Genomic DNA, 25,815 nt, shown 5'->3' with positions numbered 1-25,815 from the left:
CGCTGTGACATCAGCAGTTACAAACAGCCGCTCAACCGTACAACTGCGGCCTGCGGTCCAGATGCAGGTCATTGCGCGCACTGATGCGCTTGTTGCGTGCCTCGGCAAGGTTCAGCGTGGCCAGTAACATCTGCTCGCCACCCTGCTCTGCCGGCCCGGCCAACGGATAACCGTCGGCATCGACGATGACCGAACCCTGGACCCAGCCGACCCCGCGCTCATGGCCATAGCGATCGCAGGCGGCGATGAACATGCGGTTGACCGAGGCATTGGCCTGCACCCGCAGCACTTCGGCCGGGCGCTCGGTCTGCGGCCGCGGACCGTCGGGCCAGTTGACCGGCGCACACAGCAGATCGGCCCCGGCCAGCGCCGGAAGACGCACCCACTCGGGGAACTCCAGGTCGTAGCAAATCAGCATGCCCAGCCGCCCATGCAGCGTTTCGACCACCGGCGGTGGCGCATCGCCGGCCGTGAAGACGTCCTTCTCGGCATCCCACAGATGCGCCTTGCGGTACACCGCGCGCAGGCCATTGGCGTCGATCATTGCCGCGCTGTTGGCCAGTTCATCACCGGGCAGGCGCTCGCAGAATCCGCCGACGATCACCAGGTTCAGCTCACGGGCCAGGGCCTGCCAAAGCTGCACTATCGGGCCATCCGTGGTTTCCGCCAGCGACAGCGCCTCAAAGCGGTCGGTGAACAGGTAACCGCTCTGCACCAGCTCGGGCAGCACCACGACCTGGGCACCCTGTAAGGCTGCCTGGCGAATCGCGCGTTCGGTGAGCGTGCGGTTGTAGGCCAGGTCGCCGATTTTCGGTGCCAGTTGGCAACAGGCGACCACGGTATTTTTGACACTGCTCAACGCCCTGCCTCCGCAGATGAATGGGTCATGGCGACGATGTCGCTCTCGCTGAGCGCATCGATCACCCGGCGTTCGGCGGCCAGATCAATCGAGCGACTGAGCAGGTAATAGGTCAGGCCCGAGACCACCAGACCCACCAGCCAGGCGATGTCCACGCCTTCCAGCACTCGCGCCAGCGGGCCGACGAACACCTCTTTGCCGGCGGCGGCATCGAAGATGTAGAAGAACGGCACCATGGCGGCGAAACCGATCAGGTACGAAACGATGCCGCGAAATTGCCAGGCGCCGTAGATGCCCTTCGGCGTGAAGAAGTGCGGGATCGCATAACGGCCCTTGCGCACGAAGAAGTAGTCCACCAGGTTGACCGCGGTCCACGGCACGAGGAAGTACAGCAACAACACCAGGAAGGTGTTCAACAGCGCGATGCCATCACCTTTGATCGACAGCACGCAGGTCAACAGAATGACGCTGATCACACTGATCGACAGCACACGGGCACGGGGTGTCGGGGTGATTTTTTTGATCGAGTCGACACCGGTCAGCAGCGTCAGCATAGCGCTGTAAGTGTTGAGCGCGATGATCGGCAGGAAACCCGCCACCGAGACGATCACCAACAGGTTGCCCAGCCCCGGCACCATCGAGGAGCCGACCTGGTTCAACGCCACTAGCGCGTCAGCGGCTTTCAGCTCCTGCGCCAGCCAGGCACCGAGGCCGATCATCCAGCTGCCAGACAACGAGGCGCCGATGAACACCGCCGCGATCAGTTTCGCCCGGCTGGTATTTTTCGGCAGGTAACGGGAATAGTCGGAGACGTAGGGCGCGTAGGAAATGTTGTAGCTGGCGCCGATGGCGAACAACGTGGCGAAGGCCACCCAGTTGAAGCCCAGATCGGCCGCCGGGGTGACGCCTTCGGAACCTGCGCCGAACATCAGGGCGATGGTCACCAGTGCGTACAGCGGCAAGGTCGCCAGCAAGGCCCACTTGAAGGCCTTGTGCATCAGGTCGTGGCCGTAGATCGACAACAGCGCGCCGATCAGCACCACGGCCACGGCGACGATGGTCGGGTCAATGCCGAACACGTGTTCAAGGCCGTTCATGATCAGCGAAATGTTCACCACGTTGAAACCGACGAACACAAACATCGTCGCCATCAGCGCCAGGATCACCCCGCGATATCCGAACTGGGCGCGGGACTGGATCATCTGCGGCAGGCCCATTTCCGGGCCCTGGGAGCCGTGGAACGCCATGAAGATGGTGCCGAACATGATGCCCAGGGCACCGGCGAGCATGGTCCACAGCGCCGACAAGCCGAGGCTCGGGCCGACAAAGCCGATGGAGATGGTGAAGAAGTGGAAATTGCCGAGAAACCAGAATGGGCCCTGGCTGCTGAGTCTGGCGTGACGTTCGTTTTCCGGGATGTAATCGATGGAGTGGCCTTCGATGGCCATCCCGCCGCTCGCCTCGGTGGCGTGCGCAGACACTGGGGAACCTGACATACGATTGTTCCTATGCTGTTGATTGTTATTTTTGTGGGTACAGCGCTCGCTACGACGTCCAGATCAGGTGAAACTCCAGAATAAGCTGACGATGACGCTGGTTTCACGGCAATGTAGGGCGTGAGTTCCGCCAATAAAATATCGCAGGCACACTGTTCACATAGATCAGTATCTATGTAAGCGAGAATCGGGAGCCCCCATGCTGGGAACTGTAACGGAGCTGGATCTGCGTCTGATCCGGGTATTTCTGACCGTCGTCGAGGCGGGCGGCATCTCGGCGGCGCAAACCGCCCTCAACACCACGCAACCCACGATCAGCGCGCAGTTGGCGACGCTGGAAACGCGGGTCGGTTTCCGTCTGTGCGAACGCGGGCGCGGCGGGTTTTCGGTAACGCCCAAAGGCACTCAGTTCATCGAGGCGGCCCGGCGCTTGCTGGCGGCGGCCGAAGGTTTTCAGGTCGAGGTGCAACACATCAACCGCAAAGTCTCGGGCAGTATCAACATCGGACTGCTGGGGCAAATCGACCCGGTGGCGAACAAGAAAATCGGCCAGGCCATCGCCCGTCTGCGGGCGCGGCACGAGGGGCTGTACTTCCATTTCACCGAACTGTCGTCGTCGCTGCTGGAAGAAAAAATCATCAACGGCCATATCGACCTGGCCATCGGTTACTTCTGGCATCGCTTGCCCGGCATCGATTATTTCCCGCTGTTCCCGGAAACCCAGATTGCCTACTGCGCGCCCTCGCATCCGCTGTTCGGGCAAGTCGGCGCACTGACCCGGGAGGATGTCAGCGGGTTTGACTGGGTCTGGCCGAGCCATCCGCTGCCGGAAATGCCGGCCCCCACGTCCATCGAACGCCTGACGGTGCTCACCGACAGCATGGACGGCGCGGCCCTGCTGATTCTGTCCGGCCAGCACCTGGGGTTTCTGCCACAACACTACGCGACCCGTCATGAACAACTGGGGCAGTTGCACCCGCTGAACCCGGACCTGTTGCGCTATGAGGTGAGCTTTCATGCGGCCGTGCGGCATTCATCGCGGCAGCGGGACCTGGTGAGTGCGTTTCTCAATGAGTTGATTGAGATATTCGGAGCGGTATAGATCCTGTGGGAGCGGCGGTGCGGCGATCCGACTTGCTCGCGAAAGCGGTGTATCAGTCAACATCAATATTGACTGTAACGACGCCTTCGCGAGCAAGCTCGCTCCTACAGGGGGATGTGGTGGGTTCAGAAATGGATGTCTTTGGCCGGTATCACATCGATCCGCGCCACGGAACCGGTCAGGTGCGCCAGGTCCTTGTTGTGCTCGGCAATGATGTCTTCGGCGCTGAGGTTGCCGTTGTCGACGGTGGAATGGGCGTCGCCCGCCAGCACCACGTCGTAGCCCAGTTTCAGCGCCTGGCGCACGGTGGCATTGACGCAATAGTCAGTCTGCAGGCCGCAGATGACCAGGCGCTCGAAGTCCTCTTCCGGTAACAGTTTTTGCAGATTGGTCTGGTAGAACGAATCCCCGGTGGTCTTGCGCACGCGATGGTCCTTGGGCGAGGTTTGCAGCCCTTCGGCCAGTTGCCAGCCGGCAGCACCATGCGCCAGCGGACTACCGGTTTCTTCGTGCTGGATCAGTACCACGGGCGCTCCCGCCTTGCGCGCCCGGGCAGAAAGGTCATTGATGGTGTCGATAACCCGTCCGATCTCGAAACACTCGTATTCACCGGAACACAAAGCCTGTTGAACGTCGATGATTAACAACGCAGTGGTCATGATTTCCTTCCTTGATATGCCGAGTGGTCAGGGGACGAACATAAGCCCGTCCCCCTCCAGACACAACCCTCAATAACCCAGCGACAACCCGGTGTTACGCCGTGGGTCATTCGCCCCGTAGAAACGGTTCTTGCCGACCGGTTTGCCGCCCAGGGACGGCGCGCCGACCAGGATCGCCGCCAGGTGGTTGGGATCCTGTGGCCCTGCGAACTTGTGCCCCCAGCTTTCGAGGATTTTCACCGTGTCCGGGCTGGTGGTGAAGGCTTCCAGGTTGGTTTCCTCCGGCAGCCACTGCTGGTGGAACCGCGGTGCATCCACCGCTTCCTGGATGTTCATGCCGTAGTCGATCACGTTGAGCATGGTCTGCAAGGTCGCGGTGATGATCCGGCTGCCACCCGGCGTACCGACCACCATCACCACTTTGCCGTCCTTGGTGACGATGGTCGGGCTCATGGACGACAACGGCGCCTTGCCGGGCGCGATGGCGTTGGCCTCGCCCTGCACCAGGCCGTACATGTTCGGCACGCCGATTTTCGAGGTGAAGTCGTCCATTTCATCGTTGAGGATGACCCCGGTCTTGCTCGCCATCACGCCGGCACCGAACCAGTCGTTGAGGGTGTAGGTCACCGACACCGCGTTACCCCATTTGTCGACGATGGAGTAATGGGTGGTGTTGTTGCCTTCATGGGGCGCTACACCGGGCTTGAGTTCGCTGGATACCGCAGCTTTTTGTGGTTTGATCGCTTCACGCAGCTTGGTCGCGTAGTTCTTGTCCAGCAGATGGGCAATCGGGTTATTCACGAAATCCGGGTCCCCCAGGTAGCTGTTGCGGTCCACATAGGCGTGGCGCATCGCTTCGATCTGATAGTGCATGCCCTGGGCCGAGTGGTAGCCCAGATCCTTCATCGGATAGCCTTCGAGGATGTTCATGATCTCGCAGATCACCACGCCGCCGGAGCTCGGTGGCGGTGCGGAAACCACGTGGTAGCCACGGTAGTCGCACTCGATGGGCGCCAGTTCGCGGGTCTTGTATTTGTCGAGGTCGGCCTGGGTGATGATGCCCTTGTTGGCCTGGCTGGAGGTGACGATGGCGTCGGCCACCCAACCTTTATAGAAACCGTCGGCGCCTTTCTCGGAGATCTCCCGCAGGGTTTTGCTCAGGTCCTTTTGCACCAGTTTCTGCCCGACCTGCATCGGCTCGCCTTTGCTCAAGAAGATCGAGCCGGAATCCTTCATGTCCTTTTTGAACATGTCAGTGGCGTAGTCCAGCAGATCGACATCACCCTGCTCCAGCACGAAACCGTCTTCGGCCAGCTTGATGGCCGGGGCGATGATTTCCTTGCGCGGTTTGGTACCGTATTTGGACAGCGCCAGTTCCATGCCCGAAACGGTGCCCGGCACGCCCACGGCCAGGTGGCCACGGGTACTCAAATCGGGGACGACGTTGCCCTCTTTGTCCAGGTACATGTTGGCGGTTGCGGCCAGCGGGGCTTTTTCACGGAAGTCGAGGAAGGTCTTGCGCCCGTCCGCCAGTTGAATGGTCATGAAACCGCCACCGCCGAGGTTGCCTGCCGCGGGGTACACCACCGCCAGCGCATAGCCGACTGCGACCGCCGCATCCACGGCGTTGCCGCCTTTCTTAAGCACATCCACGCCCACATGGCTGGCCAGGTGCTGGGCCGTGACCACCATGCCGTTTTCCCCGGTAGCCGGGGCCACAGATGCTGCGTGAGCTGTCAGGCAGCTGAGCGCCAACGAGGTCGCTATCAGCGATTTGACAAAAGGTTCGTACTTCATCAGTCGGTCTCTTCTTGTTATTAAACAGGGGAACGTTTCGAAAGCAGTAGGCAAGTATGGTCGGGATTACGTATTGCGCCTCCCCGTCGAGACAGTATCCTTAACGCCTGTTCAGCAATTTTGCGCGAGCCTTGGCATGACCTATACCTGCACCACCGTGGCTTCACCCGTGGGCCAGTTGAAGCTGGTGGCGAACGGTTCGCGACTGGCGGCCATCCTCTGGGAAAACGACAAACCCGGCCGGGTGCGCCTCGGCCCGATGAGCGAAGCGCCGGGCAATCCGATCCTGGTGCGCACGGCTGCGCAGCTACGCGAATATTTTTCCGGCACCCGCGATCGCTTCGAACTGGATCTGGATTTTGCCGGCACGGAATTTCAGAAGAAGGTCTGGGCGGCGCTGCTGACCATCCCGTTCGGCGAGACCCGCAGCTACAGCCAGATCGCCGAGCAGATCGGCAACCCGGCGGCGGTCAGGGCGGTGGGTGCGGCGAATGGCAAGAACCCGCTTTCGATCGTGGCGCCGTGTCACCGGGTGATAGGTGCGTCGGGCAAGCTCACCGGGTTTGCCGGGGGGCTTGAGGCGAAGGAGTTGTTGCTGACGCTCGAAGGTGGTGAGTGGTCAGGGGCGAGCCGTATGGATGACCTGTTTTAACGGAACACCGCTTTTGTGGCGAGGGGGCTTGCCCCCGTTGGACCGCGAAGCGGTCCCAAATCCATACACCCCCCTGTATTCCAGAAAGGTCGCGTTCTCCGTTTTTTACGACTGCTACGCAGCCGGACGGGGGCAAGCCCCCTCGCCACAAGGGAATGTCTTCACCATAGAGTCAGGTTGGGGCGAAGAGGTTTTTCATCGCCGCATACTGCAACAGCATGATGGTCTTGGCGTCGCAGATTTCGCCACGGTAAAACGCTTCGAGCGCGTCCTCGAACGCCCACTCCAACACTTCCAGCTCTTCGGTTTCCGCCTCCAGTCCACCGCCGGCGCTGACTTTCGACTTTGTATCGTATTCAGCGATGAAAAAGTGCAGCTTTTCCGTCACCGAACCCGGGCTCATGTAGGCCTCGAACACCTTCTGCACATGGTGCACGCGGTAACCCGTCTCTTCCTCGGCTTCATCGCGGATGCGGTCTTCAGGCGCCGCGCCTTCCAGCAGCCCCGCCGCCACTTCGATCAACAACCCATCGTGGCCGTTGACGAACACCGGCAAGCGAAACTGCCGGGTCAGTACCACGGTTCTCTTTTCGCGGTTGTACAACAGAATCGCCGCACCATTGCCACGGTCATAGACCTCTCGCGTCTGGCGTTGCCACTCGCCGTTATTGCGGCGGTAATCGAAGGTGATTTTCCTGAGCAGGTACCAGTCGTGGGACAACACCTGAGACTCAAGGATGTTGACCCGCTCGGCTGTGTTCGACATGACAACGCGTCCTGTTATTTGTCTGAGGGTGCACATGTTAAGTGAAAACAGACAGCATTTGCCCCCTCAGCCAAGCTGCGCGTTGGCGACGGTTCAATTTTTCCGGGGATGGAACAATCGCTGCGACCGGGATAGGCTGCGGCTTTGAGCTTGAACTCACTGGAATAAGATTTACGCATATCCAAACACCTCAGATTTGGGCGCCATCATAGCGCCCGATTGAAGTGTCCAAAATCATTAGGCCAGTTCAGGCTCGCTCCTACAGGGGTATGCAATAAACCTTCAAATCAGAGGCAAGTCGCCAACGCCGCCAACCGGCGCTTGGCCACGAAATCATCCTTCTGGGCGTAGTAGCTCAACGTCGTGCCCGAAGCATCGGTGGTCACGTCCACAAACGACTCTGCCGAACGTGTGTAAACGGTCGTGCCACCCTTCTCGCCTGCCTGCAAATACGCAGCGGCATCGACGCCGAACACGGCCTCGTCCTGCCAGGAAAACTGCACGCACTGGGCGACTTCCTTTGCCGGTTTTTCCGAGTTCAGGGTCTTGTACGGGGCCTTGGTGCGGGCATCGTTCATCGCCGAGCCCGCGCATCCCGCCAGCAACGTCACGGCCAGCGCCACCATCAGAATTCGCATTGCATTCACTCATCAGGAAAAAGCGGACTTTATCACCCGGGCAGCCCCTATCGTTCTGCTTTACTGCATTTATACCGCGACAGCACGCAACGATTCGCGCACCCTGTCGCGCCAATAACGCCGCATCGCCCCCCCCTGACTGGAAATCTGATGACACCTAATGCCGAGTTCTACAAACCGAGCACTGAATATGCCGACAAGCTGATCAGCCAGATCGGTCAGACGCCTTCCTGGATAGCCAAGCGAATCGGCGTCACCGACAAGCGGATTCGCTACATCCTCGATGGCGAAAGAACCGTCAAAGGCGAAACCACGCCGATCCAGATGACCTACACCGAACAGTTTGCCCTCGAATGCCTGGCGGCAGCGGCCAAGGCCAGCAAGAAGCAGTCTTCGTAATCCCCACTCAAGGAGTGACCATGGCGGCAACCGAGCAACAATATGAACAGGCACTGAAGCGGTTTCTCGACGAACGCCCCGAGTTGCGCCACGACCTCGATCATCTCAACCCGTTGCTGGCCCAGGTCAAGGGCGAAACCCCGGCGCAGTACCGTGATGAGCGTTTGCATGAGGCCTTCGAAGCCGAGGCAGAACGGCTAGGATTGTTCGCCTGGGAGCTGACGCTGCAACTGACGGCTGCCACGGCCGAAGACTACGAAACGCAGCGCCGGGAAGTGCACCGGGAAGTAGCGGAGATGGCAGGGATGGATTGGCTGGAGTATTGCGACCTGTACGGGATAGCACCGTAGCCAGCACTCTCGTCGATAAAGCATTATCATGACCGCAGTTTCGCTGATCGAGCCCGTCATGAAATTCGCCATTGCCGTATTTTCCGCCGCCCATGCGCCCTCCTCGCGCCGCGCCTTGCTGTTCGCCCAAGCGGCGCTGGCCGGCGGGCATGAGATTGTCCGGCTGTTTTTCTACCAGGACGGCGTCTACAACGCGTCCGGCAGTGTGGTCACGCCCCAGGATGAACTGGACTTGCCCGAGCAATGGCGCACCTTTGTCAGCGACCATCGACTCGATGGCGTGGTGTGCATCGCCGCCGCGCTGCGTCGTGGCGTGTTGAACGAGGAAGAAGCCAGGCGCTATCAGCGCGAGGCGGTTGCTGTCGGTGCACCGTGGGAGTTGTCCGGCCTGGGTCAATTGCATGATGCGACGCAGGATGCCGACCGCTTGATCTGTTTCGGAGGCGCATGACATGGCCAAATCCTTGTTGATCATCAGCCGCCAGTCGCCCTGGTCCGGCCCGGGCGCACGGGAAGCACTGGATATCGTGCTGGCCGGGGGTGCCTTCGATCTGCCGATCGGCCTGTTGTTTCTCAATGACGGCGTGTTCCAGCTGGCCGCCGGCCAGAACGCCAAGGCCCTGCAACAGAAAGACCTGAGCGCCAACCTGCAGGCCCTGCCGATGTTCGGTGTCGAGGAACTGTTCGCCTGCGGCGACAGCATCACCCAGCGCGGCCTCGACCCGAGCGGCCTGTCGCTGGAAGAAGCCCAGGTGTTGACCGCCCCTGAAATCACCGCCCTCATTGACCGTTACGACCAGGTGATCACCCTCTGATGTCGACTTTGCATGTGTTGTCTCATTCCCCGTTCGGCGACGAACGCCTGACCAGTTGCCTGCGCGTGATCGGGGCCAACGACGGGTTGCTGCTGTCCGGAGATGCCGCCTATGCGTTGCAGCCAGCCACCGCACCGTTCACGGTGCTCAGTGCACGCGGCCTGAAGTTGTTCGTCCTGGCTGAAGATGCCCAGGCCCGTGCGCTTGCGGTTCCAGACTGGGCCCGCGCCATCGATTACCCGGCCTTCGTCGAACTGTCGATTCACTACGACAAGGTCAACAGTTGGCTATGAATGCATTGACGGTCGGCGCCCGCGCCATCGAACTGGACAAGGACGGTTTCCTGGTCGAACTGAGTGACTGGACAGCCGATGTGGCCAGTGCCCTGGCGGCTGCCGAAGACATCGAGTTGACGCCCGAACACTGGGAGGTCCTCGAACTGTTGCGCAGTTTCTACGCCGAGTTCCAACTGTCGCCGGCCACCCGCCCTTTGATCAAGTACACCGCCCTGAAACTCGGCCCGGAAAAAGGCAACAGCCTGCACCTGAACCGACTGTTCAAAGGCACTCCCGCCAAACTCGCCGCGAAACTGGCGGGCCTGCCCAAACCGACGAATTGCTTATGACTGATTACCCAGCACTGACACTTCAAACGCCCGCCGAACATCCGTTCGCCCAATTCGTGCGGATCCTTGGCAAAGGCAAACGCGGCGCCCGTGACCTGACCCGGGTCGAGGCCCGCGAGGCCATGGGCATGGTGCTCGATGAAAAGATCGAGCAAACCCAACTCGGCGCATTCCTGATGCTGTTGCGGCACAAGGAAGAAAGCGCCGAAGAGATGGCGGGCTTCACCGAGGCATTGCGCGAACGCCTGAATCCTCCGGCGCTGGCGGTGGATCTGGATTGGCCGACCTACGCCGGCAAGAAGCGGCACTTGCCGTGGTATCTGTTGGCAGCCAAGTGCCTGGCACAAAACGGCGTGCGGATTTTCATGCACGGCGGCGGTGCCCACACGGCCGGCCGCTTGTACAGCGAGCAACTGCTGGGCGAATTGAACATCCCGCTGTGCCGCAACTGGCAACAAGTCGGCTCGGCACTGGATAACGGCGGCCTGGCCTTCATGCCTTTGATGGACTGGGCGCCACAGTTGCAACGCATGATCGACCTGCGCAACACCCTGGGCCTGCGCTCGCCGATCCACTCGCTGGCGCGGATTCTCAATCCGCTGGGCGCGCGTTGCGGCCTGCAGAGCATTTTCCACCCGGGTTATCAGGCCGTACATCGCGATGCCAGCGGCCTGCTGGGTGACACCGCCATCGTGATCAAGGGCGATGGCGGCGAAATCGAGGTCAACCCGGACGCCGACAGCCATCTGTACGGCACCACCGGCGGCGAGAGCTGGGACGAGGAATGGCCGCAGTTGTCCGCGCAGCGTCACGTCAAACCCGCATCGCTCGATCCTGAGCACTTGAAAGCGGTGTGGCGTGGCGACGTGGTCGACAGCTACCCGCAAATGGCCCTGATCTCGACCATGGCCCTGGCCCTGCGTGGCCTCGGACAGCCCCGCGACGAGGCCTTCGAAACCGCTGAAAAATACTGGGCCGCGCGGGATAAATCGATTTAATCGATCATTTACGCCCGATCTTTGCGCTTTTTGTTCGAACTCATCGGAATAGACTCAACCCCAACGATTATGGGTTTCGGGAGTCTTGAACATGGGATTGTTAGTGGATGGCCGCTGGCAGGACAAGTGGTACGAAAGCAGCAAGGACGGCGCGTTCCAGCGTGAACAGGCGCAGCGTCGCAACTGGTTGACCGCTGACGGCAAGCCGGGACCGACCGGCGTCGGCGGTTTTGCGGCCGAGCCCGGACGCTATCACCTGTACGTGTCCCTGGCCTGTCCCTGGGCCCATCGCACGCTGATCCTGCGCAAACTCAAAGGCCTCGAAAACCTGATCGACATTTCGGCGGTCAGTTGGTTGATGCTGGAAAACGGCTGGACCTTCGACCAGAACCTGGGTTCGACCGGCGACAAGCTCGATCACTTCGAATTCATGCACCAGCGCTACACCGCCGACACCGCCGACTACACCGGCCGCGTCACCGTACCGGTACTGTGGGACAAACAGCAAAAGCGCATCGTCAGCAATGAATCATCGGAAATCATCCGCATGTTCAATAGTGCCTTCGACGATTTGACCGGTAACGACCTGGACTTCTACCCGGCGCCGCTACGCGGTGAGATCGATGCGTTGAACGAGCGGATTTATCCGGCGGTGAACAATGGCGTGTATCGCGCCGGGTTTGCCACGTCACAACAGGCTTATGAAGAAGCGTTCGATGATGTGTTTGCCGAGCTGGATCGACTGGAGCTGCTGCTGGGTGCCAACCGCTATCTGGCTGGCGAGTACCTGACCGAAGCGGACATCCGACTGTTCACCACGCTGATTCGCTTTGACGCGGTGTACTACGGGCACTTCAAGTGCAACCTGCGGCGGATTGCCGATTATCCGAATCTGTCGAACTGGCTGCGCGAGATCTATCAGTGGCCGGGGGTGGCCGAGACGGTGGACTTCACCCACATCAAGAACCACTACTACGCCAGCCACCGCACCATCAACCCGACGGGTGTGGTGCCGAAAGGGCCGGCCCAGGACTTCACCGCGGCCCATGATCGGGGGCGGTTGAGCGGGAAAGGGGTTTGGCGCAAGGCATGAGATCAAACTGAAGCTTGAAAGTGGGTGAGATCAATTGTGGCGAGGGGGCTTGCCCCCGTTGGGGCGCGAAGCGGCCCTGAAATCGGATAGCGAGGTCTTACTGAAAGACCGCGTTTGCTGATTATACGGCTGCTTCGCAGCCGAACGGGGGCAAGTCCCCTCGCCACAAATCAGACCTGCCCCTGAGCCCCTTCGAACCACGCCAGTTTCTCGCGTAGTTGCACCACCTCACCGACGATCACCAATGTCGGCGCATGCACTTCATGCTCCGCTACCAGCCGTGGCAGGTCTGCCAGGGTGCCGGTAAACACCCGCTGGTTGACCGTGGTGCCCTGCTGGATCAACGCTGCCGGGGTATCGGCACCGCGACCATGCTTGATCAACTGCTCGCAGATGATCGGCAAGCCCACCAGCCCCATGTAGAACACCAGGGTTTGCGCCGGGGCCACCAGATCGGCCCAGGGCAAATCGGTGGAACCGTCCTTCAGGTGCCCGGTGACAAAGCGTACCGACTGCGCATAATCGCGGTGAGTCAGCGGAATCCCGGCGTAGGCCGCGCAACCGCTGGCCGCCGTGATCCCCGGCACGACCTGGAACGGGATGCCCTGGGCCGCCAGTTCTTCGATCTCTTCACCACCACGACCGAAGATGAACGGATCACCGCCCTTCAATCGCACCACGCGCTTGCCTTGTCTGGCCAGATCCACCAATTGCTGGTTGATCTGATCCTGTGGCACCGCGTGATCGGCACGGCGCTTGCCGACGTAAACCCGCTCGGCGTCGCGACGGCACAGTTCGATAATCGCCGGCGCCACCAGGCGGTCGTATAGCACTACGTCGGCTTGCTGCATCAAACGCAAGGCGCGGAAGGTCAGCAGGTCGGGGTCGCCCGGGCCTGCGCCCACCAGATAGACCTCACCGGTCGCCACTGGCGCTTCGCCATCGATCTTCGCCTGCAACAACCGCTCGGCTTCACCCCCCTGTCCGGCCAGTTGCCGGTCAGCAATCGGGCCCTGGAAAACATCTTCCCAGAACGCCCGACGCTGCTGCACATCGGGAAACAGGCCTTTGACCTGATGACGGAAACGCGCCGCCAAACCAGCCAGGTGACCGTAGGTGGAAGGAATCCAGGTTTCGATCCTGGCGCGGATCAAGCGTGCCAGCACCGGCGCATCGCCGCCGCTGGACACTGCAATGATCAACGGAGAACGGTCGACGATGGCCGGGAAGATCACGCTGCACAGGGCCGGCGCGTCCACCACGTTGACCGGCACGCAACGCCGATGGGCATCGGCGGAGACTTGTGCGTTCAGCGCCTCGTCGTCGGTGGCGGCAATGATCAGCCCGCAACCTTCCAGGTCCGTTTCGGCGTAACCACGCAACAGGCACTCGCCACCGCTGCCGGCAACCAGTTCGCGCAGTTGTGCTTCGATTTCAGGTGCAACCACCCGCAGCAGCGCACCGGCATCGGCCAACAGGCGGGATTTGCGCAAGGCAATTTCCCCCCCACCGACGACCAACACACGACTGCCGCGAAGGTTGTGAAACAGCGGCAGATAGTTCATTTAGCCGATGACCTCAAGGCCGCCCATGTACGGCTTCAGCACGTCCGGTACGCGGATCGAACCGTCAGCCTGCTGGTAGTTTTCCAGCACCGCGACCAGGGTACGACCCACTGCCAGGCCGGAGCCGTTCAGGGTGTGCACCAGTTCCGGCTTGCCGGTTTCCGGGTTGCGGAATCGCGCTTGCATGCGACGGGCCTGGAAGTCGCCGCAGTTGGAGCACGACGAGATTTCGCGGTACTTGTCCTGGCTCGGGATCCACACTTCCAGGTCGTAGGTCTTGACCGCGCTGAAGCCCATGTCGCCGGTGCACAGGGCCAGGGTGCGATAAGGCAGTTCCAGCAGTTGCAGGACTTTCTCGGCGTTGGCGGTCAGGCCTTCCAGCGCTTCCATGGATTTCGATGGCTCGACAATCTGCACCATCTCGACTTTGTCGAACTGGTGTTGGCGGATCATGCCGCGTGTGTCGCGGCCCGATGCGCCGGCTTCACTGCGGAAGCACGGCGTGTGGGCGACGAACTTGATCGGCAGCAGTTTCGAATCGACGATTTCGCCGGCGACGATGTTGGTCAGCGACACTTCGGCGGTCGGGATCAGGTACAGGTCGGCTTCGCCTTCGCGCGCGATCTTGAACAGGTCTTCTTCGAACTTCGGCAGCTGGCCGGTGCCTTGCAGCGCCGGGGCCTGGACCAGATAAGGCGTGTAGGCCTCTTCGTAGCCGTGCTCAGTGACGTGCAGGTTGATCATGAACTGCGCCAGGGCACGGTGCAGACGGGCAATCGGACCGCGCAGCAGGGCAAAACGGGCGCCGGACAGCTTGGCGGCGGTTTCGAAGTCCAGCCAGCCGAACTTCTCGCCCAGGGCCACGTGGTCCTGAACCGGGAAATCGAAGGCAGTCGGCGTGCCCCAGCGGCGCACTTCGACGTTGCCGTCTTCGTCATCACCGACCGGCACGGATTCGTGCGGCAAGTTAGGAATACCCAGCAGGATCGAGTCCAGTTCGCTCTGGATCGCGTCCAGTTCGACTTTGCCGGTGCTCAATTCGCCCGCCATGCGCTCGACGTCCGCCATCAGCGGCGCGATGTCTTCACCGCGCTGCTTGGCCTGACCGATGGATTTGGAACGCGCATTACGTTCAGCCTGCAGTGCTTCGGTGCGGGTCTGGACGGTCTTGCGCTGTTCTTCCAGCGCTTCGATGCGCGCAACATCCAGGGCATAGCCACGGGATGCCAGGCGGTCCGCTACGTCCTGAAGGTTGCTACGTAACAGTTTGGAATCGAGCATGTCGGTTTCTCGTTTATCAAAGTTTGGTCAAGGACAGGCCGGCCCAGGTGGCAAGCAGCCCGCCGAATACGCTGAGCGCCGCATAGCCCAGGGCCAGCGGCACTTGCCCGCTTTCCAGCAGGCGCACCGTATCCAGTGAAAAGGATGAAAAAGTCGTCAGCCCCCCGAGGAAGCCGACGATCAACCCGGCACGCACCTCGATGGGCACCTCCGGGCGTATCAAAAACAGACCGTATAGAACGCCGATCAGCAAACAGCCCACGATATTAACGGCCAGCGTCGCGGTATAGAAGTGCCGCGGCCAATTCGCGTTGATCCAGTTGCCCGTGGCAAAACGCAACAACGTGCCGGCCATCCCGCCGACGGAAACCGCAACGATCAAAGGAAGCACTATTTTCTCCGCTGCCGGGGGCTTGAACGGTCGAGTTTCGCCAGGTGATTGAGCTTTTCACCGATCTTCAATTCCAGGCCACGGGGCACGGGCTGATAGAACGGAATCGGGTCGAGTTCTTCCGGGAAATAGTCTTCTCCGGCGGCGTAGGCGTCCGGCTCATCGTGGGCATAGCGGTATTCATCGCCGTAGCCCAGCTGCTTCATCAGCTTGGTCGGCGCGTTGCGCAGGTGCAGCGGCACTTCCAGAGAACCGTGCTCGGCGGCGGCGCGCAGTGCGGTCTTGAAGCCCATGTACACCGCGTTGCTCTTTGGCGCGCAGGCCAGATAAGTGATGGCCTGGGCCACCGCCAGTTCGCCTTCGGGGCTGCCGAGGCGCTCCTGCACTTCCCAAGCCGCAAGGCACAGGCTCAGGGCGCGAGGGTCGGCATTGCCGATGTCTTCGCTGGCCATGCGCACCACGCGCCGGGCCAGGTACAAGGGGTCGCAACCGCCGTCGATCATCCGCGCGAACCAGTACAGCGCGCCATCGGGGTTGGAGCCACGCACCGATTTATGCAGCGCGGAGATCTGGTCATAGAACGCTTCGCCGCCCTTGTCGAACCGCCGGCGGGTATCGCCGAGCAGGCTTTGCAGGAGGTCGACACCCATTTCGCTGTTGTCTTCGGCGAGGTCCGAGGCGTTTTCCAGCAAGTTGAGCAAGCGCCGACCATCGCCATCGGCGGCCGACAGCAGCATCTGGAAGCCTTCGTCGCTGAGGGTCAGGTTCCGCTTGCCCAAACCCCGCTCTTCGGTCAGTGCGCGCTGCACCAGTTTGCGCAGGGCCACTTCATCGAGGCTCTTGAGCACATAGACGCGCGCCCGGGAGAGCAAGGCGTTGTTGAGTTCGAACGAAGGGTTTTCCGTGGTTGCGCCGATGAAAATCAGCGTGCCGTCTTCAACGTACGGCAGGAACGCATCCTGCTGGGACTTGTTGAAGCGATGCACTTCGTCGACGAACAGGATGGTACGGCGGCCGTACTGCGCGGCCTGCTGCTTGGCGATTTCCACCGCCTGACGGATCTCCTTGACCCCGGCCAGCACCGCTGAGACCGTTTCGAAGTGCGCATCCGAAACTTCCGCGAGCAACCGCGCCAGCGTGGTTTTGCCCACGCCCGGCGGGCCCCAGAAAATCATCGAATGCAGAGCACCCTGCTCCAGCGCTTCGCGCAAGGGCTTGCCGCGAGCGAGCACGTGTTCCTGACCGACGTACTCGTCCAGATTGGCCGCGCGCAGGCGGGCGGCCAAGGGCTGGGCGATGGGGGTGCTGCGAAACAGGTCCATGGCGTACTGTTAAACCTCTGTAGTCATGTAGGAGCGAGCTCGCTCGCGATGGTCGTCAACGGTAACGCTGTCAATCTGACACCCCGCGGCGTGCCTGGGTTTTTCGCGAGCAAGCTCGCTCCTACACAGGTTCGGCGTTTTACTCTTGGATCACATCCGCACCCTTCGGGATGTCGAACTTGAACCTGGAGGCCGGGATCGGCTCGTTGGCCTTCACCCCGGTGAACAGGATATTGGTGCGCTGACCAACGCTGTCGATCAACTGCATGTCGTTGACCAGCCCGTTGCGGAACGACAGGCGCAGGCTGTCGAACAGGGTGTCCTTGGTCTTCGGCTTGAGGGTGAAGTCGATCACGCCGCCGGCTTCCTTGGCGCTGATGTCGAAGCTCTGGCTGATCTTGGACACGTCACCGGACAGCAGCAACGCTGGGGTCTGGGTCAGGCGCTGATCGAGCTTCTTGATGGTGGCCTGTTCCAGGTCCGGGTCCCACAGGGTGACCTTCTTGCCATCGGAGATCATGGTCTGCTCGGCCGGCGCGTCGGTGTGCCAGTAGAACAGGCCCGGACGCTGCAGGGACATGTCGCCGGCGGTTTCCTGCAACTGGGTGCCGGTGCCATCGAGGGTCAGTTGCGAGAAACGTGCGGTCAGGGTCTGGGATTTTTCCAGCAGTTGGGTCAAGCGCGCCACGTCCTTGTCATCGGCGTTAGCCTGGAGCGTGGTCAAAGCCAGTACCGGCAGCAACAGCATGCGGATCAGACGCATGGGAGTCCTCATAACATTCGTGGGAGTGCGGGCGACGCCAATGGGCGCCACCCCTTTCATGCTCGGGTCAGTCGCGCACCGGGCCCGGGGCCAGGACTTCACGCGAACCGTTGGTGTTCATGGATGTCACGACCCCGGCCATTTCCATGGCTTCGATCATGCGCGCGGCGCGGTTGTAGCCGATCTTCAGCTTGCGCTGAACCGCGGAAATGGAGGCGCGACGGCTTTCCAGCACGAACTGCACAGCTTCATCGTACAGCGCGTCGGCCTCGGGATCGTCACCGTCGCCGCCACCGCTGCTGCCTTCGAAGCCGCTGCCCGCCTCTTCGACACCATTGAGGATGTCGTCGTTGTATTCCGGCGCGCCCCGCAGCTTCCAGGCTTCCACCACACGGTGAACCTCATCGTCGGACACGAATGCACCGTGAACACGAATCGGCAGGCTGGTGCCCGGCGGCATGTACAACATGTCACCGTGGCCCAGCAGCTGCTCGGCACCGCCCTGGTCGATGATGGTCCGGGAGTCGATCTTGCTCGATACCTGGAATGCCATACGAGTCGGGATGTTGGCCTTGATCAGACCGGTGATCACGTCCACCGACGGACGCTGGGTCGCAAGAATCAGGTGGATTCCGGCCGCCCGCGCCTTCTGGGCGATACGGGCGATCAGTTCTTCAACCTTCTTGCCGACGATCATCATCATGTCGGCGAATTCGTCGACGACCACCACGATGGTCGGCAGTTTTTGCAGGAGCGGCGCTTCGTCGTGGATGCTTTCGCGCTTGTACAGCGGATCGCTCAACGGCTCGCCGGCGTCCTGGGCTTCCTTGACCTTGGCGTTGAAGCCCGACAGGTTTCGCACGCCCATCTTGGCCATCAGCTTGTAGCGTCGCTCCATTTCGGCGACGCTCCAGCGCAGGGCGTTGGCAGCGTCCTTCATGTCGGTGACCACCGGGCACAGCAGGTGCGGAATGCCTTCGTAGATCGACAGTTCGAGCATTTTCGGGTCGATCATGATCAGTTTGGCGTCTTCCGGGCCGGACTTGAACAGGATCGACAGGATCATCGCGTTCACACCCACCGACTTACCGGAACCGGTGGTACCAGCCACCAGCAAGTGTGGCATTTTCGCAAGGTCGGTGATGACCGGCTTGCCGCCGATGTCGTGGCCCAGGGCCAGGGTGACCGGGGATTTGAAGTTGTCGTACTCGGGGGTCGACAACACCTCGGAGAAACGCACGATCTGCCGGTCTTCGTTGGGAATCTCGATACCGACCGTGGTCTTGCCCGGAATCACTTCCACCACGCGCACGCTGGTCACGGCCAGGGAACGGGCCAGGTCTTTGGCCAGGTTGGAAATGCGGCTGACCTTGACGCCGGCCGCCGGCTGGATTTCGTAACGGGTAATTACCGGACCTGGGTGAATCGAATCCACCGTGACTTCAACGCCGAATTCCTTGAGCTTGATTTCCAGCAGGTGGCCGACCGCCGCCAGGGATTCGGGCGAGTAATTGAGTTGTTTCTTTTCCGCGGGATCGAGAATCGAGATTGGCGGCAAGGTGCCTTCCACGGCGCTGTCGACGAACAGAGGCGCCTGCTTCTCTTTTTCGACGCGTTTGCTCGGTGCGACGGGCTTTGGCGGCGCGGGCGCAATCACCGGCGGCACCTGTTTCTCGCGCTCGGACATGTGCTTGCTCAGGGCTTGCTCACGTTCGATCAAGCGTTCCTTGACCTTGGCCTGCTCGCGCTTGTCGGTGACGGTCGGCGCGACTACTTCATCCATGCGGTCGTCGACTTCACGCAATTGGGCGACCAGTTGCTTGCGCTCGGTACGGGCCGCCCACCAGCGATTGACCGCGCCCTGGAACAGCTCGAACAGATCAAGGGTGATCTTGCCGGTGATGTCCATGACCTTGAACCACGACAGGTCGGTAAACACGGTCAGGCCGAACAGGAACAGCGCGATGAACAGCAGCGTGCTGCCCTGGATATTCAGGGCGTTCCTGGCCAGGTCGCCGAGGCTTTCGCCCAGCGCACCGCCCGCACCGGCCGGCAAACCGGTCGCGGCATGGAAATGGATATGGGCCAGAGCGGCACCCGACAGCACCAGGAACACCAGGCCGATCAGGCGCCAGGAGAACAGCCAGCCGCTCCACTGCCACGGTTCGTGACGTTGGCGGAAGATCTGGTACGCCTTGATCGCCAGCAGCAACGGGAAAATGTAGGCGAAGTAACCCAGCACCATGAACAGGATATCGGCGCTGTAGGAGCCCGCTGGACCGCCGAAGTTCTGCACGTCGTCGATCTTGCTGTTATGACTCCAGCCCGGATCATCCTTGCCATAGGTCAACAAGGCCATCATCAGGAACAGGCACAAGGCACCGATGGCGATCAGCGCACCTTCCTTGAGTCGGTAGTGCAAGTGCTGGCGCCAGAGCGGAACGACGGCTGGTTTAGGTGCTGCGGTGGATTTCTTCAAAACGCTTCTTTTCCTGCGCCAATGGCGCGTCCATCTGGTGAATGTCTATAAAAACTGCCGAAAAACTACCCAATCCAGGCAGGTAAAAAAGTTAACACGTGTTACCGGGACTACTTTTAACACTACGCCCCGGTTTTTATAAACACGGCGCGCACTGAATATAGGTAACACGCAGGGCATTGTACGGGTTTGTACGCACGACGCCATGCTTGAGCCCCTCGGGTGTAGCATAGTCAACAGCACATGACATGCCGTTCAATTTGAGCATGCATTCTCTTTTGTGACAAAGGCTTATGAGGTGTTTTTATGAGCGAAGCGAAGCATTCACGCCTGATTATCCTGGGCTCCGGCCCTGCCGGTTACAGCGCAGCCGTTTATGCCGCCCGCGCCAACCTCAATCCCGTCGTCATTACCGGCATACAGGCAGGTGGCCAGCTCACCACCACCGTCGAGGTGGATAACTGGCCAGGCGACGTCGAAGGCCTGACCGGGCCGGTGCTGATGGACCGCATGCAAAAACACGCCGAGCGCTTTGCCACCGAGATCGTTTACGACCACATCCATACCGCCAAGTTGCAACAACGGCCGTTCGAACTGATCGGCGATGGCGCGACTTACACCTGCGACGCACTGATCATTGCCACCGGCGCTTCTGCGCAATACCTGGGTCTGCCGTCGGAAGAAAAATTTGCTGGCAAAGGGGTTTCGGCATGCGCGACCTGTGATGGATTTTTCTATCGCAATCAGGTGGTTGCGGTGGTCGGTGGCGGTAATACTGCGGTCGAGGAAGCTTTGTACCTGTCGAACATCGCCAAGGAAGTGCACCTGATCCATCGGCGCGACAAGCTGCGCTCGGAGAAGATCCTCCAGGACAAACTCTTCGAAAAGGCCGCCAACGGCAATGTCCGCCTGCACTGGAACCAGAATCTGGATGAAGTGCTCGGCGATGCCAGCGGCGTGACCGGCGCCCGCCTGCGGGACAGCCACACCGGCGAAACCAGAGAACTGCCGCTGGCCGGGGTGTTTATCGCCATCGGCCACAAACCCAATACCGACCTGTTCACGGGCCAACTGGAAATGCGCGACGGGTATCTGCTGGTCAAGGGTGGCAGCGAAGGCGATGCCACCGCTACGGCGATTGCAGGTGTGTTTGCCGCCGGTGACGTAGCCGACCACGTTTATCGCCAGGCCGTTACGTCTGCCGGGGCCGGTTGCATGGCGGCGCTGGACGCCGAAAAATACCTCGACGACATTCCTGCCGTTTGAAGGCAAACTTTACGGCGGGCCAACACCCGCCACTGCCCTCCCCTTCTGCAAGCCCGGATGCCATGCTGACTTGGTTACAACGCAATACCCTGCTTTTCCCACCGCTGGAAAAGGCCATGCGCGACCCCAACGGGCTTCTGGCTGCCGGTGGCGATCTGTCCGCCGATCGGCTGATCTCGGCTTATCGCCACGGCTGCTTCCCTTGGTTTTCCGAAGGCCAGCCGATTCTCTGGTGGTCGCCGGACCCGCGCACGGTTCTGTTTCCCGACGAATTGCATGTCTCGCGCAGCCTGAACAAACTGCTGCGCCAGCAACGCTATCAAGTGACCTTTGACCAGGACTTCGCCGCCGTCATCCGAGCCTGTGCAGCCCCCCGGGAATACGCTGACGGCACCTGGATCACCGAGGCCATGCAGGACGCCTACATCGAATTGCACAGGCGCGGGCACGCGCACTCGGTGGAAGTGTGGGACGGGGATGAACTGGTCGGCGGGTTGTATGGCCTGGCAATGGGCCAGCTGTTTTTCGGCGAGTCCATGTTCAGCCTCGCTGACAACGCCTCGAAATTCGGTTTTGCCACACTGGTGCGGCATCTGAAAGAATCGGGCTTCGTGCTGATCGATTGCCAGATGCCTACCGACCACCTGCACAGCCTGGGCGCCCGAGCCATTCCCCGCCGTGAATTTGCGATCTATCTGGCCAGGCACCTGGACCAACCCAACACCGCCACCTGGGTTTGCTGAGCGACTTTTGCCCGTGTGGCTTACACTTATTCAAAAGCACTATCCGAGGGTTGATCATGACCGAGTTGGCGCGTTTGAAGTTCTATGCCACTCAGCCGCACTCTTGCAGTTATCTGCCCGAGGAGCAGGCCACAACCCTGTTCCTCGACCCTAGTCAGCCCATGGATGTGCATGTCTACGCAGACCTGTCGGAGATGGGGTTTCGTCGCAGTGGCGACCATCTCTACCGACCGCATTGCCAGAATTGCAATGCCTGCGTTCCGGCGCGTATTCCCGTGGGACAGTTCACGCCCAACCGGCAACAGAAACGCATCTTCAAGCGCAACGCGGATTTGCAGGTGCGCCCCGCCAAGCCCCGCTTCAACGAAGAGTACTTCGACCTTTACCAGCGCTATATCGAACAGCGTCACGCCGATGGCGACATGTACCCGCCAAGTCGCGACCAGTTTTCGACATTCCTGGTGCGGGACCTGCCGTTTTCACGTTTTTATGAATTTCGCCTGAACGGCCGGCTGCTGGCCGTCGCCGTCACCGATTTACTGCCGAACGGTCTTTCGGCGGTCTACACCTTCTACGAACCCGCCGAAGAGCGTCGCAGCCTTGGGCGCTACGCAATCCTCTGGCAAATCGCCGAGGCCGGCCGGCTGGGGCTGGAGGCGGTCTACCTCGGCTACTGGATCAAAAACTGCAAAAAGATGAACTACAAGACTCAATATCGCCCCATTGAGTTGCTGATTAATCAGCGCTGGGTGGTTCTAAACTAGAGCCAGCCCTAAACCCCTTGGCTTAAACCCCACTTTTCGGGCACAATGCACGCCGCTTTTGCCTGGCGCAGTTGCACCGGGCCATTCATTGGACACCGAGGGCTTTACTGCATGTCGAAAGAAGACAGCTTCGAAATGGAAGGCACTGTCGTCGACACCCTGCCCAACACCATGTTTCGTGTGGAGTTGGAAAATGGGCACGTCGTAACCGCGCACATCTCCGGCAAGATGCGCAAGAACTACATCCGTATTCTTACCGGCGACAAAGTGCGCGTCGAGCTGACGCCCTATGACTTGAGCAAAGGGCGCATCACTTACCGCGCTCGCTAAGGTAGGAGCGAGCTTGCTCGCGAAAAACCTGAGAGCACCGCGCCAAGTCAGATTCCCCGCAACATCGTTGACGACCATCGCGAGCAAGCTCGCTCCTACAGAGATGGAGCTCACTCGCTAATCAAGTCAACACAAGACGCCCGGCTCATGCCGGGCGTTTTTGTTTGCCTGCGATTTAGCCGCCACCGAAATCCGCCTTGAAAAACTCCGGAACATCTGCCCCTGTAGGAGCTGCCGCAGGCTGCGATCTTTTGATCTTAAAAAACAAAATCAAAAGATCGCAGCCTGCGGCAGCCCCTACAGGGGGATTCGCGTGCAGGCAACAAAAAGGCGCCTCTCGGCGCCTTTTTGTTTTGCTTCTGAACGTCAGGCCATCTCGGCCGTGGTCTCGAACTCGAAGGTCAGCTCGCCGTCCTTGATGTCGATGTGCACCACACCGCCATGTTCGGCCAGTTCGCCAAAGAGAATCTCCTCCGCCAGCGGACGCTTGATCTTGTCCTGGATCAGGCGAGCCATTGGGCGAGCGCCCATCGCCGCGTCGTAACCACTTTCGGCCAGCCAGCTGCGGGCTGCATCGGTGACTTCCAGCAACACACGCTTGTCTTCCAACTGCGCCTGAAGCTCGGTAAGGAACTTGTCCACCACACTCTTGATGACCTCATGGCTGAGGCGACCAAACTGGATGATGGTGTCCAGACGGTTGCGGAATTCCGGCGTGAAGCTCTTCTTGATCACTTCCATCGCATCGGAAGAGTGATCCTGATAGGTGAAACCGATCGAAGCGCGGGCTGCAGTCTCGGCACCGGCGTTGGTCGTCATGATGACGATCACGTTACGGAAATCCGCCTTGCGCCCATTGTTATCGGTCAACGTACCGTGATCCATGACCTGCAACAGCAGGTTGAAGACTTCCGGATGCGCCTTCTCGATCTCATCGAGCAACAGCACGCAGTGTGGCTGCTTGGTGATGGCTTCGGTCAGCAGACCACCCTGATCGAACCCGACATACCCTGGAGGCGCACCGATCAGACGCGATACGGTGTGGCGCTCCATGTATTCGGACATGTCGAAGCGAATCAGCTCGACACCCAACGCCTTGGCCAACTGACGTGCCGCTTCGGTTTTACCGACACCGGTCGGCCCTGCGAACAGGAACGAACCGACAGGCTTGTCAGGGGATTTGAGGCCGGCACGGGACAGCTTGATCGCGGTTGCCAGCGAATCGATCGCGGCATCCTGACCGAACACGGTCAATTTCAGGTCACGCTCGAGGTTACGCAGCAGCTCTTTATCGGAGCTGGTGACGTGTTTTGGCGGAATCCGCGCAATCTTCGCAACGATGTCCTCGACCTGAGGCACTTCGATGCGTTTAACGCGCATTTCCACCGGCTGCAGACGCTGATAGGCACCCGCCTCGTCAATGACATCAATGGCCTTGTCCGGCATGTGCCGATCATTGATGTAACGCGATGCCAGCTCGGCAGCCGCGCGCAGGGCTTCGTCGCTGTACTCGATATTGTGATGGCTTTCGAAACGACCTTTCAGGCCGCGCAGAATACCAATGGTATCTTCCACGGAAGGCTCCGACACATCGACCTTCTGGAAGCGCCGGGCCAAGGCACGGTCCTTCTCGAAGATGCCGCGGAACTCCTGGAAGGTGGTCGAACCGATGCAACGGATATCACCGGATGACAGCAGCGGCTTGAGCAGGTTCGAGGCATCCATGACACCACCGGATGCGGCACCCGCACCAATGATGGTGTGGATCTCGTCGATGAACAGGATCGCCTGCGGACGTTTTTTCAGCTCATTGAGCAACGCCTTGAAGCGCTTCTCGAAATCGCCACGGTACTTGGTGCCGGCCAGCAAGGCACCCAGGTCAAGGGAGTAAACCACGCTGCTGGCCAGCAGGTCCGGCACCTGGTTGTCGACAATGCGCTTGGCCAGGCCTTCGGCAATCGCGGTTTTACCCACGCCCGCCTCGCCCACCAGCAGCGGATTGTTTTTGCGCCGACGCGCCAGGATCTGCGCGACACGCTCGACTTCAAGCTCACGCCCCACCAACGGATCGATACGACCCTGGCGCGCCAACTCATTGAGGTTGCTGGCATAAGCATCCAGGGGATTACCCGAGGAAGAAGATTCACCGCCCTCGTCGTCCTGCATATCTTGCTCACCTTCAGAGTGATCGCCATGCCCTGGCACCTTGGAAATGCCGTGGGCGATGTAGTTGACGACATCTATACGGGCGACGCTCTGCTGTTTCAGCAGGAACACCGCCTGACTCTCTTGCTCACTGAAAATCGCGACCAGCACGTTGGCACCGGTCACTTCGCGCTTGCCCGAGCTCTGTACGTGAAACACAGCACGCTGCAGGACACGCTGGAAGCCCAGGGTTGGCTGGGTTTCGCGATCCTCGTCATGCACGGGGATCAATGGCGTGGTGGAGTCGATGAACTCCTGCAGGTCATGCTTGAGTTTGTCGAGGTTTGCGCCGCACGCACGCAAAACGGTGGCGGCAGCCTCATTGTCCAATAGGGCCAGCAAGAGGTGTTCGACGGTCATGAACTCATGACGCTTCGAACGGGCTTCCTTGAAGGCAAGATTGAGGGTGACTTCGAGCTCGCGGTTTAACATAGCTTCACCTCATACCCAAGTGGTC

At 60.5% G+C, this 25,815-nt stretch carries 27 protein-coding genes and 1 pseudogene; 14 read left to right on the top strand and 14 right to left on the bottom strand.

The annotated features are described in order from the left end of the window. Window positions 1-31 precede the first annotated feature (31 nt). Together KW849_RS17205 and KW849_RS17200 are read right to left on the bottom strand one after the other, a co-directional pair. Window positions 32-859 (bottom strand): nitrilase family protein, encoded by an 828-nt coding sequence (locus KW849_RS17205; RefSeq protein ID WP_218430506.1) that lies wholly within the window; start codon window positions 857-859, stop codon window positions 32-34. Then, window positions 856-2,355 (bottom strand): cytosine permease, encoded by a 1,500-nt coding sequence (locus tag KW849_RS17200; protein ID WP_218430505.1) that lies wholly within the window; start codon window positions 2,353-2,355, stop codon window positions 856-858. Before KW849_RS17200 ends, KW849_RS17205 begins: the two co-directional genes overlap by 4 nt. A 199-nt stretch (window positions 2,356-2,554) precedes the next feature. Between KW849_RS17200 and KW849_RS17195 the strand changes: the two genes are divergently transcribed. Beyond that, complete coding sequence (locus tag KW849_RS17195; RefSeq protein WP_218430504.1) at window positions 2,555-3,457, top strand: LysR family transcriptional regulator; 903 nt, start codon at window positions 2,555-2,557, stop codon at window positions 3,455-3,457. A 125-nt stretch (window positions 3,458-3,582) separates the two neighbouring features. Here KW849_RS17195 and KW849_RS17190 read toward each other — a convergent pair whose 3' ends face one another. Further along, a complete protein-coding gene (locus KW849_RS17190) occupies window positions 3,583-4,116 on the bottom strand; it encodes a cysteine hydrolase family protein (protein WP_108217881.1) in 534 nt (177 codons plus the stop codon). Between the two features lie 69 nt (window positions 4,117-4,185). Continuing rightward, window positions 4,186-5,913 carry a gamma-glutamyltransferase gene (gene ggt, locus KW849_RS17185; protein WP_218430503.1) on the bottom strand — a complete coding sequence of 576 codons (1,728 nt, stop codon included), beginning with the start codon at window positions 5,911-5,913 and terminating at the stop codon, window positions 4,186-4,188. A 136-nt stretch (window positions 5,914-6,049) separates the two neighbouring features. Between ggt and KW849_RS17180 the strand changes: the two genes are divergently transcribed. Beyond that, window positions 6,050-6,565, top strand: coding sequence for a methylated-DNA--[protein]-cysteine S-methyltransferase (locus KW849_RS17180; protein ID WP_218430502.1), 516 nt, complete (start codon window positions 6,050-6,052; stop codon window positions 6,563-6,565). A gap of 172 nt (window positions 6,566-6,737) precedes the next feature. Here KW849_RS17180 and KW849_RS17175 read toward each other — a convergent pair whose 3' ends face one another. Continuing rightward, entirely contained in the window at window positions 6,738-7,331 is a 594-nt protein-coding gene (locus KW849_RS17175) for an NUDIX domain-containing protein (protein WP_218430501.1), read from the bottom strand. A 287-nt stretch (window positions 7,332-7,618) separates the two neighbouring features. Continuing rightward, window positions 7,619-7,969 (bottom strand): hypothetical protein, encoded by a 351-nt coding sequence (locus KW849_RS17170; RefSeq protein ID WP_218430500.1) that lies wholly within the window; start codon window positions 7,967-7,969, stop codon window positions 7,619-7,621. A gap of 150 nt (window positions 7,970-8,119) precedes the next feature. On the opposite strand from KW849_RS17170, the gene KW849_RS17165 reads away from it, so the two are divergent. From KW849_RS17165 to KW849_RS17130, 8 genes are all read left to right on the top strand, one after another. Then, window positions 8,120-8,368: a hypothetical protein gene (locus KW849_RS17165; RefSeq protein ID WP_008015571.1), complete on the top strand. Its 249-nt coding sequence runs from the start codon at window positions 8,120-8,122 to the stop codon at window positions 8,366-8,368. 20 nt (window positions 8,369-8,388) lie between these two features. Continuing rightward, complete coding sequence (locus tag KW849_RS17160) at window positions 8,389-8,718, top strand: DUF6388 family protein (protein WP_218430499.1); 330 nt, start codon at window positions 8,389-8,391, stop codon at window positions 8,716-8,718. Between the two features lie 58 nt (window positions 8,719-8,776). Further along, window positions 8,777-9,169, top strand: a complete 393-nt coding sequence (gene tusD / locus KW849_RS17155) for a sulfurtransferase complex subunit TusD (RefSeq protein ID WP_218430631.1) — start codon at window positions 8,777-8,779, stop codon at window positions 9,167-9,169. Window position 9,170: 1 nt separating this feature from the next. Beyond that, window positions 9,171-9,533: a sulfurtransferase complex subunit TusC gene (gene tusC / locus KW849_RS17150; RefSeq protein ID WP_218430498.1), complete on the top strand. Its 363-nt coding sequence runs from the start codon at window positions 9,171-9,173 to the stop codon at window positions 9,531-9,533. Continuing rightward, window positions 9,533-9,826 carry a sulfurtransferase complex subunit TusB gene (gene tusB / locus KW849_RS17145; protein ID WP_218430497.1) on the top strand — a complete coding sequence of 98 codons (294 nt, stop codon included), beginning with the start codon at window positions 9,533-9,535 and terminating at the stop codon, window positions 9,824-9,826. The genes tusC and tusB overlap by 1 nt, the downstream gene beginning before the upstream one ends. Further along, window positions 9,823-10,158 (top strand): TusE/DsrC/DsvC family sulfur relay protein, encoded by a 336-nt coding sequence (locus tag KW849_RS17140; protein WP_218430496.1) that lies wholly within the window; start codon window positions 9,823-9,825, stop codon window positions 10,156-10,158. The genes tusB and KW849_RS17140 overlap by 4 nt, the downstream gene beginning before the upstream one ends. Further along, the gene (locus KW849_RS17135) at window positions 10,155-11,156 is read left to right on the top strand and encodes a glycosyl transferase family protein (RefSeq protein ID WP_218430495.1); all 1,002 of its coding nucleotides are present in this window, start codon (window positions 10,155-10,157) and stop codon (window positions 11,154-11,156) included. The genes KW849_RS17140 and KW849_RS17135 overlap by 4 nt, the downstream gene beginning before the upstream one ends. Before the next feature lie 91 nt (window positions 11,157-11,247). Continuing rightward, window positions 11,248-12,249 carry a glutathione S-transferase family protein gene (locus KW849_RS17130; RefSeq protein WP_218430494.1) on the top strand — a complete coding sequence of 334 codons (1,002 nt, stop codon included), beginning with the start codon at window positions 11,248-11,250 and terminating at the stop codon, window positions 12,247-12,249. 170 nt (window positions 12,250-12,419) lie between these two features. Here KW849_RS17130 and cysG read toward each other — a convergent pair whose 3' ends face one another. From cysG to KW849_RS17100, 6 genes are all read right to left on the bottom strand, one after another. Next, the gene (cysG, locus tag KW849_RS17125) at window positions 12,420-13,814 is read right to left on the bottom strand and encodes a siroheme synthase CysG (RefSeq protein WP_218430493.1); all 1,395 of its coding nucleotides are present in this window, start codon (window positions 13,812-13,814) and stop codon (window positions 12,420-12,422) included. Beyond that, window positions 13,815-15,095, bottom strand: a complete 1,281-nt coding sequence (gene serS, locus KW849_RS17120) for a serine--tRNA ligase (RefSeq protein ID WP_218430492.1) — start codon at window positions 15,093-15,095, stop codon at window positions 13,815-13,817. Window positions 15,096-15,111: 16 nt separating this feature from the next. After that, window positions 15,112-15,486 (bottom strand): fluoride efflux transporter CrcB, encoded by a 375-nt coding sequence (crcB, locus tag KW849_RS17115; protein WP_056723806.1) that lies wholly within the window; start codon window positions 15,484-15,486, stop codon window positions 15,112-15,114. Continuing rightward, entirely contained in the window at window positions 15,486-16,808 is a 1,323-nt protein-coding gene (locus tag KW849_RS17110; RefSeq protein WP_218430491.1) for a replication-associated recombination protein A, read from the bottom strand. Before KW849_RS17110 ends, crcB begins: the two co-directional genes overlap by 1 nt. A 139-nt stretch (window positions 16,809-16,947) precedes the next feature. Beyond that, window positions 16,948-17,571 (bottom strand): outer membrane lipoprotein chaperone LolA, encoded by a 624-nt coding sequence (gene lolA, locus KW849_RS17105; RefSeq protein WP_057399851.1) that lies wholly within the window; start codon window positions 17,569-17,571, stop codon window positions 16,948-16,950. 67 nt (window positions 17,572-17,638) lie between these two features. Beyond that, window positions 17,639-20,050, bottom strand: a complete 2,412-nt coding sequence (locus KW849_RS17100) for a DNA translocase FtsK (protein ID WP_218430490.1) — start codon at window positions 20,048-20,050, stop codon at window positions 17,639-17,641. 306 nt (window positions 20,051-20,356) lie between these two features. Between KW849_RS17100 and trxB the strand changes: the two genes are divergently transcribed. The 4 genes from trxB to infA all read left to right on the top strand — a co-directional run bounded on the left by trxB (window position 20,357) and on the right by infA (window position 23,153). Beyond that, on the top strand, window positions 20,357-21,316 hold the full coding sequence (gene trxB, locus KW849_RS17095) for a thioredoxin-disulfide reductase (RefSeq protein WP_218430489.1): 960 nt from the start codon (window positions 20,357-20,359) through the stop codon (window positions 21,314-21,316). Window positions 21,317-21,378: 62 nt separating this feature from the next. Then, on the top strand, window positions 21,379-22,059 hold the full coding sequence (aat, locus tag KW849_RS17090) for a leucyl/phenylalanyl-tRNA--protein transferase (RefSeq protein ID WP_218430488.1): 681 nt from the start codon (window positions 21,379-21,381) through the stop codon (window positions 22,057-22,059). 56 nt (window positions 22,060-22,115) lie between these two features. Continuing rightward, window positions 22,116-22,823 carry an arginyltransferase gene (locus KW849_RS17085; RefSeq protein WP_218430487.1) on the top strand — a complete coding sequence of 236 codons (708 nt, stop codon included), beginning with the start codon at window positions 22,116-22,118 and terminating at the stop codon, window positions 22,821-22,823. 111 nt (window positions 22,824-22,934) lie between these two features. Then, a complete protein-coding gene (infA, locus tag KW849_RS17080; protein ID WP_002553999.1) occupies window positions 22,935-23,153 on the top strand; it encodes a translation initiation factor IF-1 in 219 nt (72 codons plus the stop codon). Here infA and KW849_RS31365 read toward each other — a convergent pair. Together KW849_RS31365 and clpA are read right to left on the bottom strand one after the other, a co-directional pair. Further along, a pseudogene (locus tag KW849_RS31365) lies at window positions 23,127-23,231 on the bottom strand (outer membrane lipoprotein carrier protein LolA); the annotation flags it as partial. The gene infA and the pseudogene KW849_RS31365 overlap by 27 nt on opposite strands. A gap of 288 nt (window positions 23,232-23,519) precedes the next feature. Further along, window positions 23,520-25,790: an ATP-dependent Clp protease ATP-binding subunit ClpA gene (clpA, locus tag KW849_RS17075; protein ID WP_218430486.1), complete on the bottom strand. Its 2,271-nt coding sequence runs from the start codon at window positions 25,788-25,790 to the stop codon at window positions 23,520-23,522. Window positions 25,791-25,815 lie beyond the last annotated feature (25 nt).

The organism is Pseudomonas sp. PDM26 (assembly GCF_019219185.1).
GTDB lineage: Bacteria > Pseudomonadota > Gammaproteobacteria > Pseudomonadales > Pseudomonadaceae > Aquipseudomonas.
Note: the sequence above shows the minus strand (reverse complement) of the source record. Positions and strands in the feature narration are given on the sequence as shown.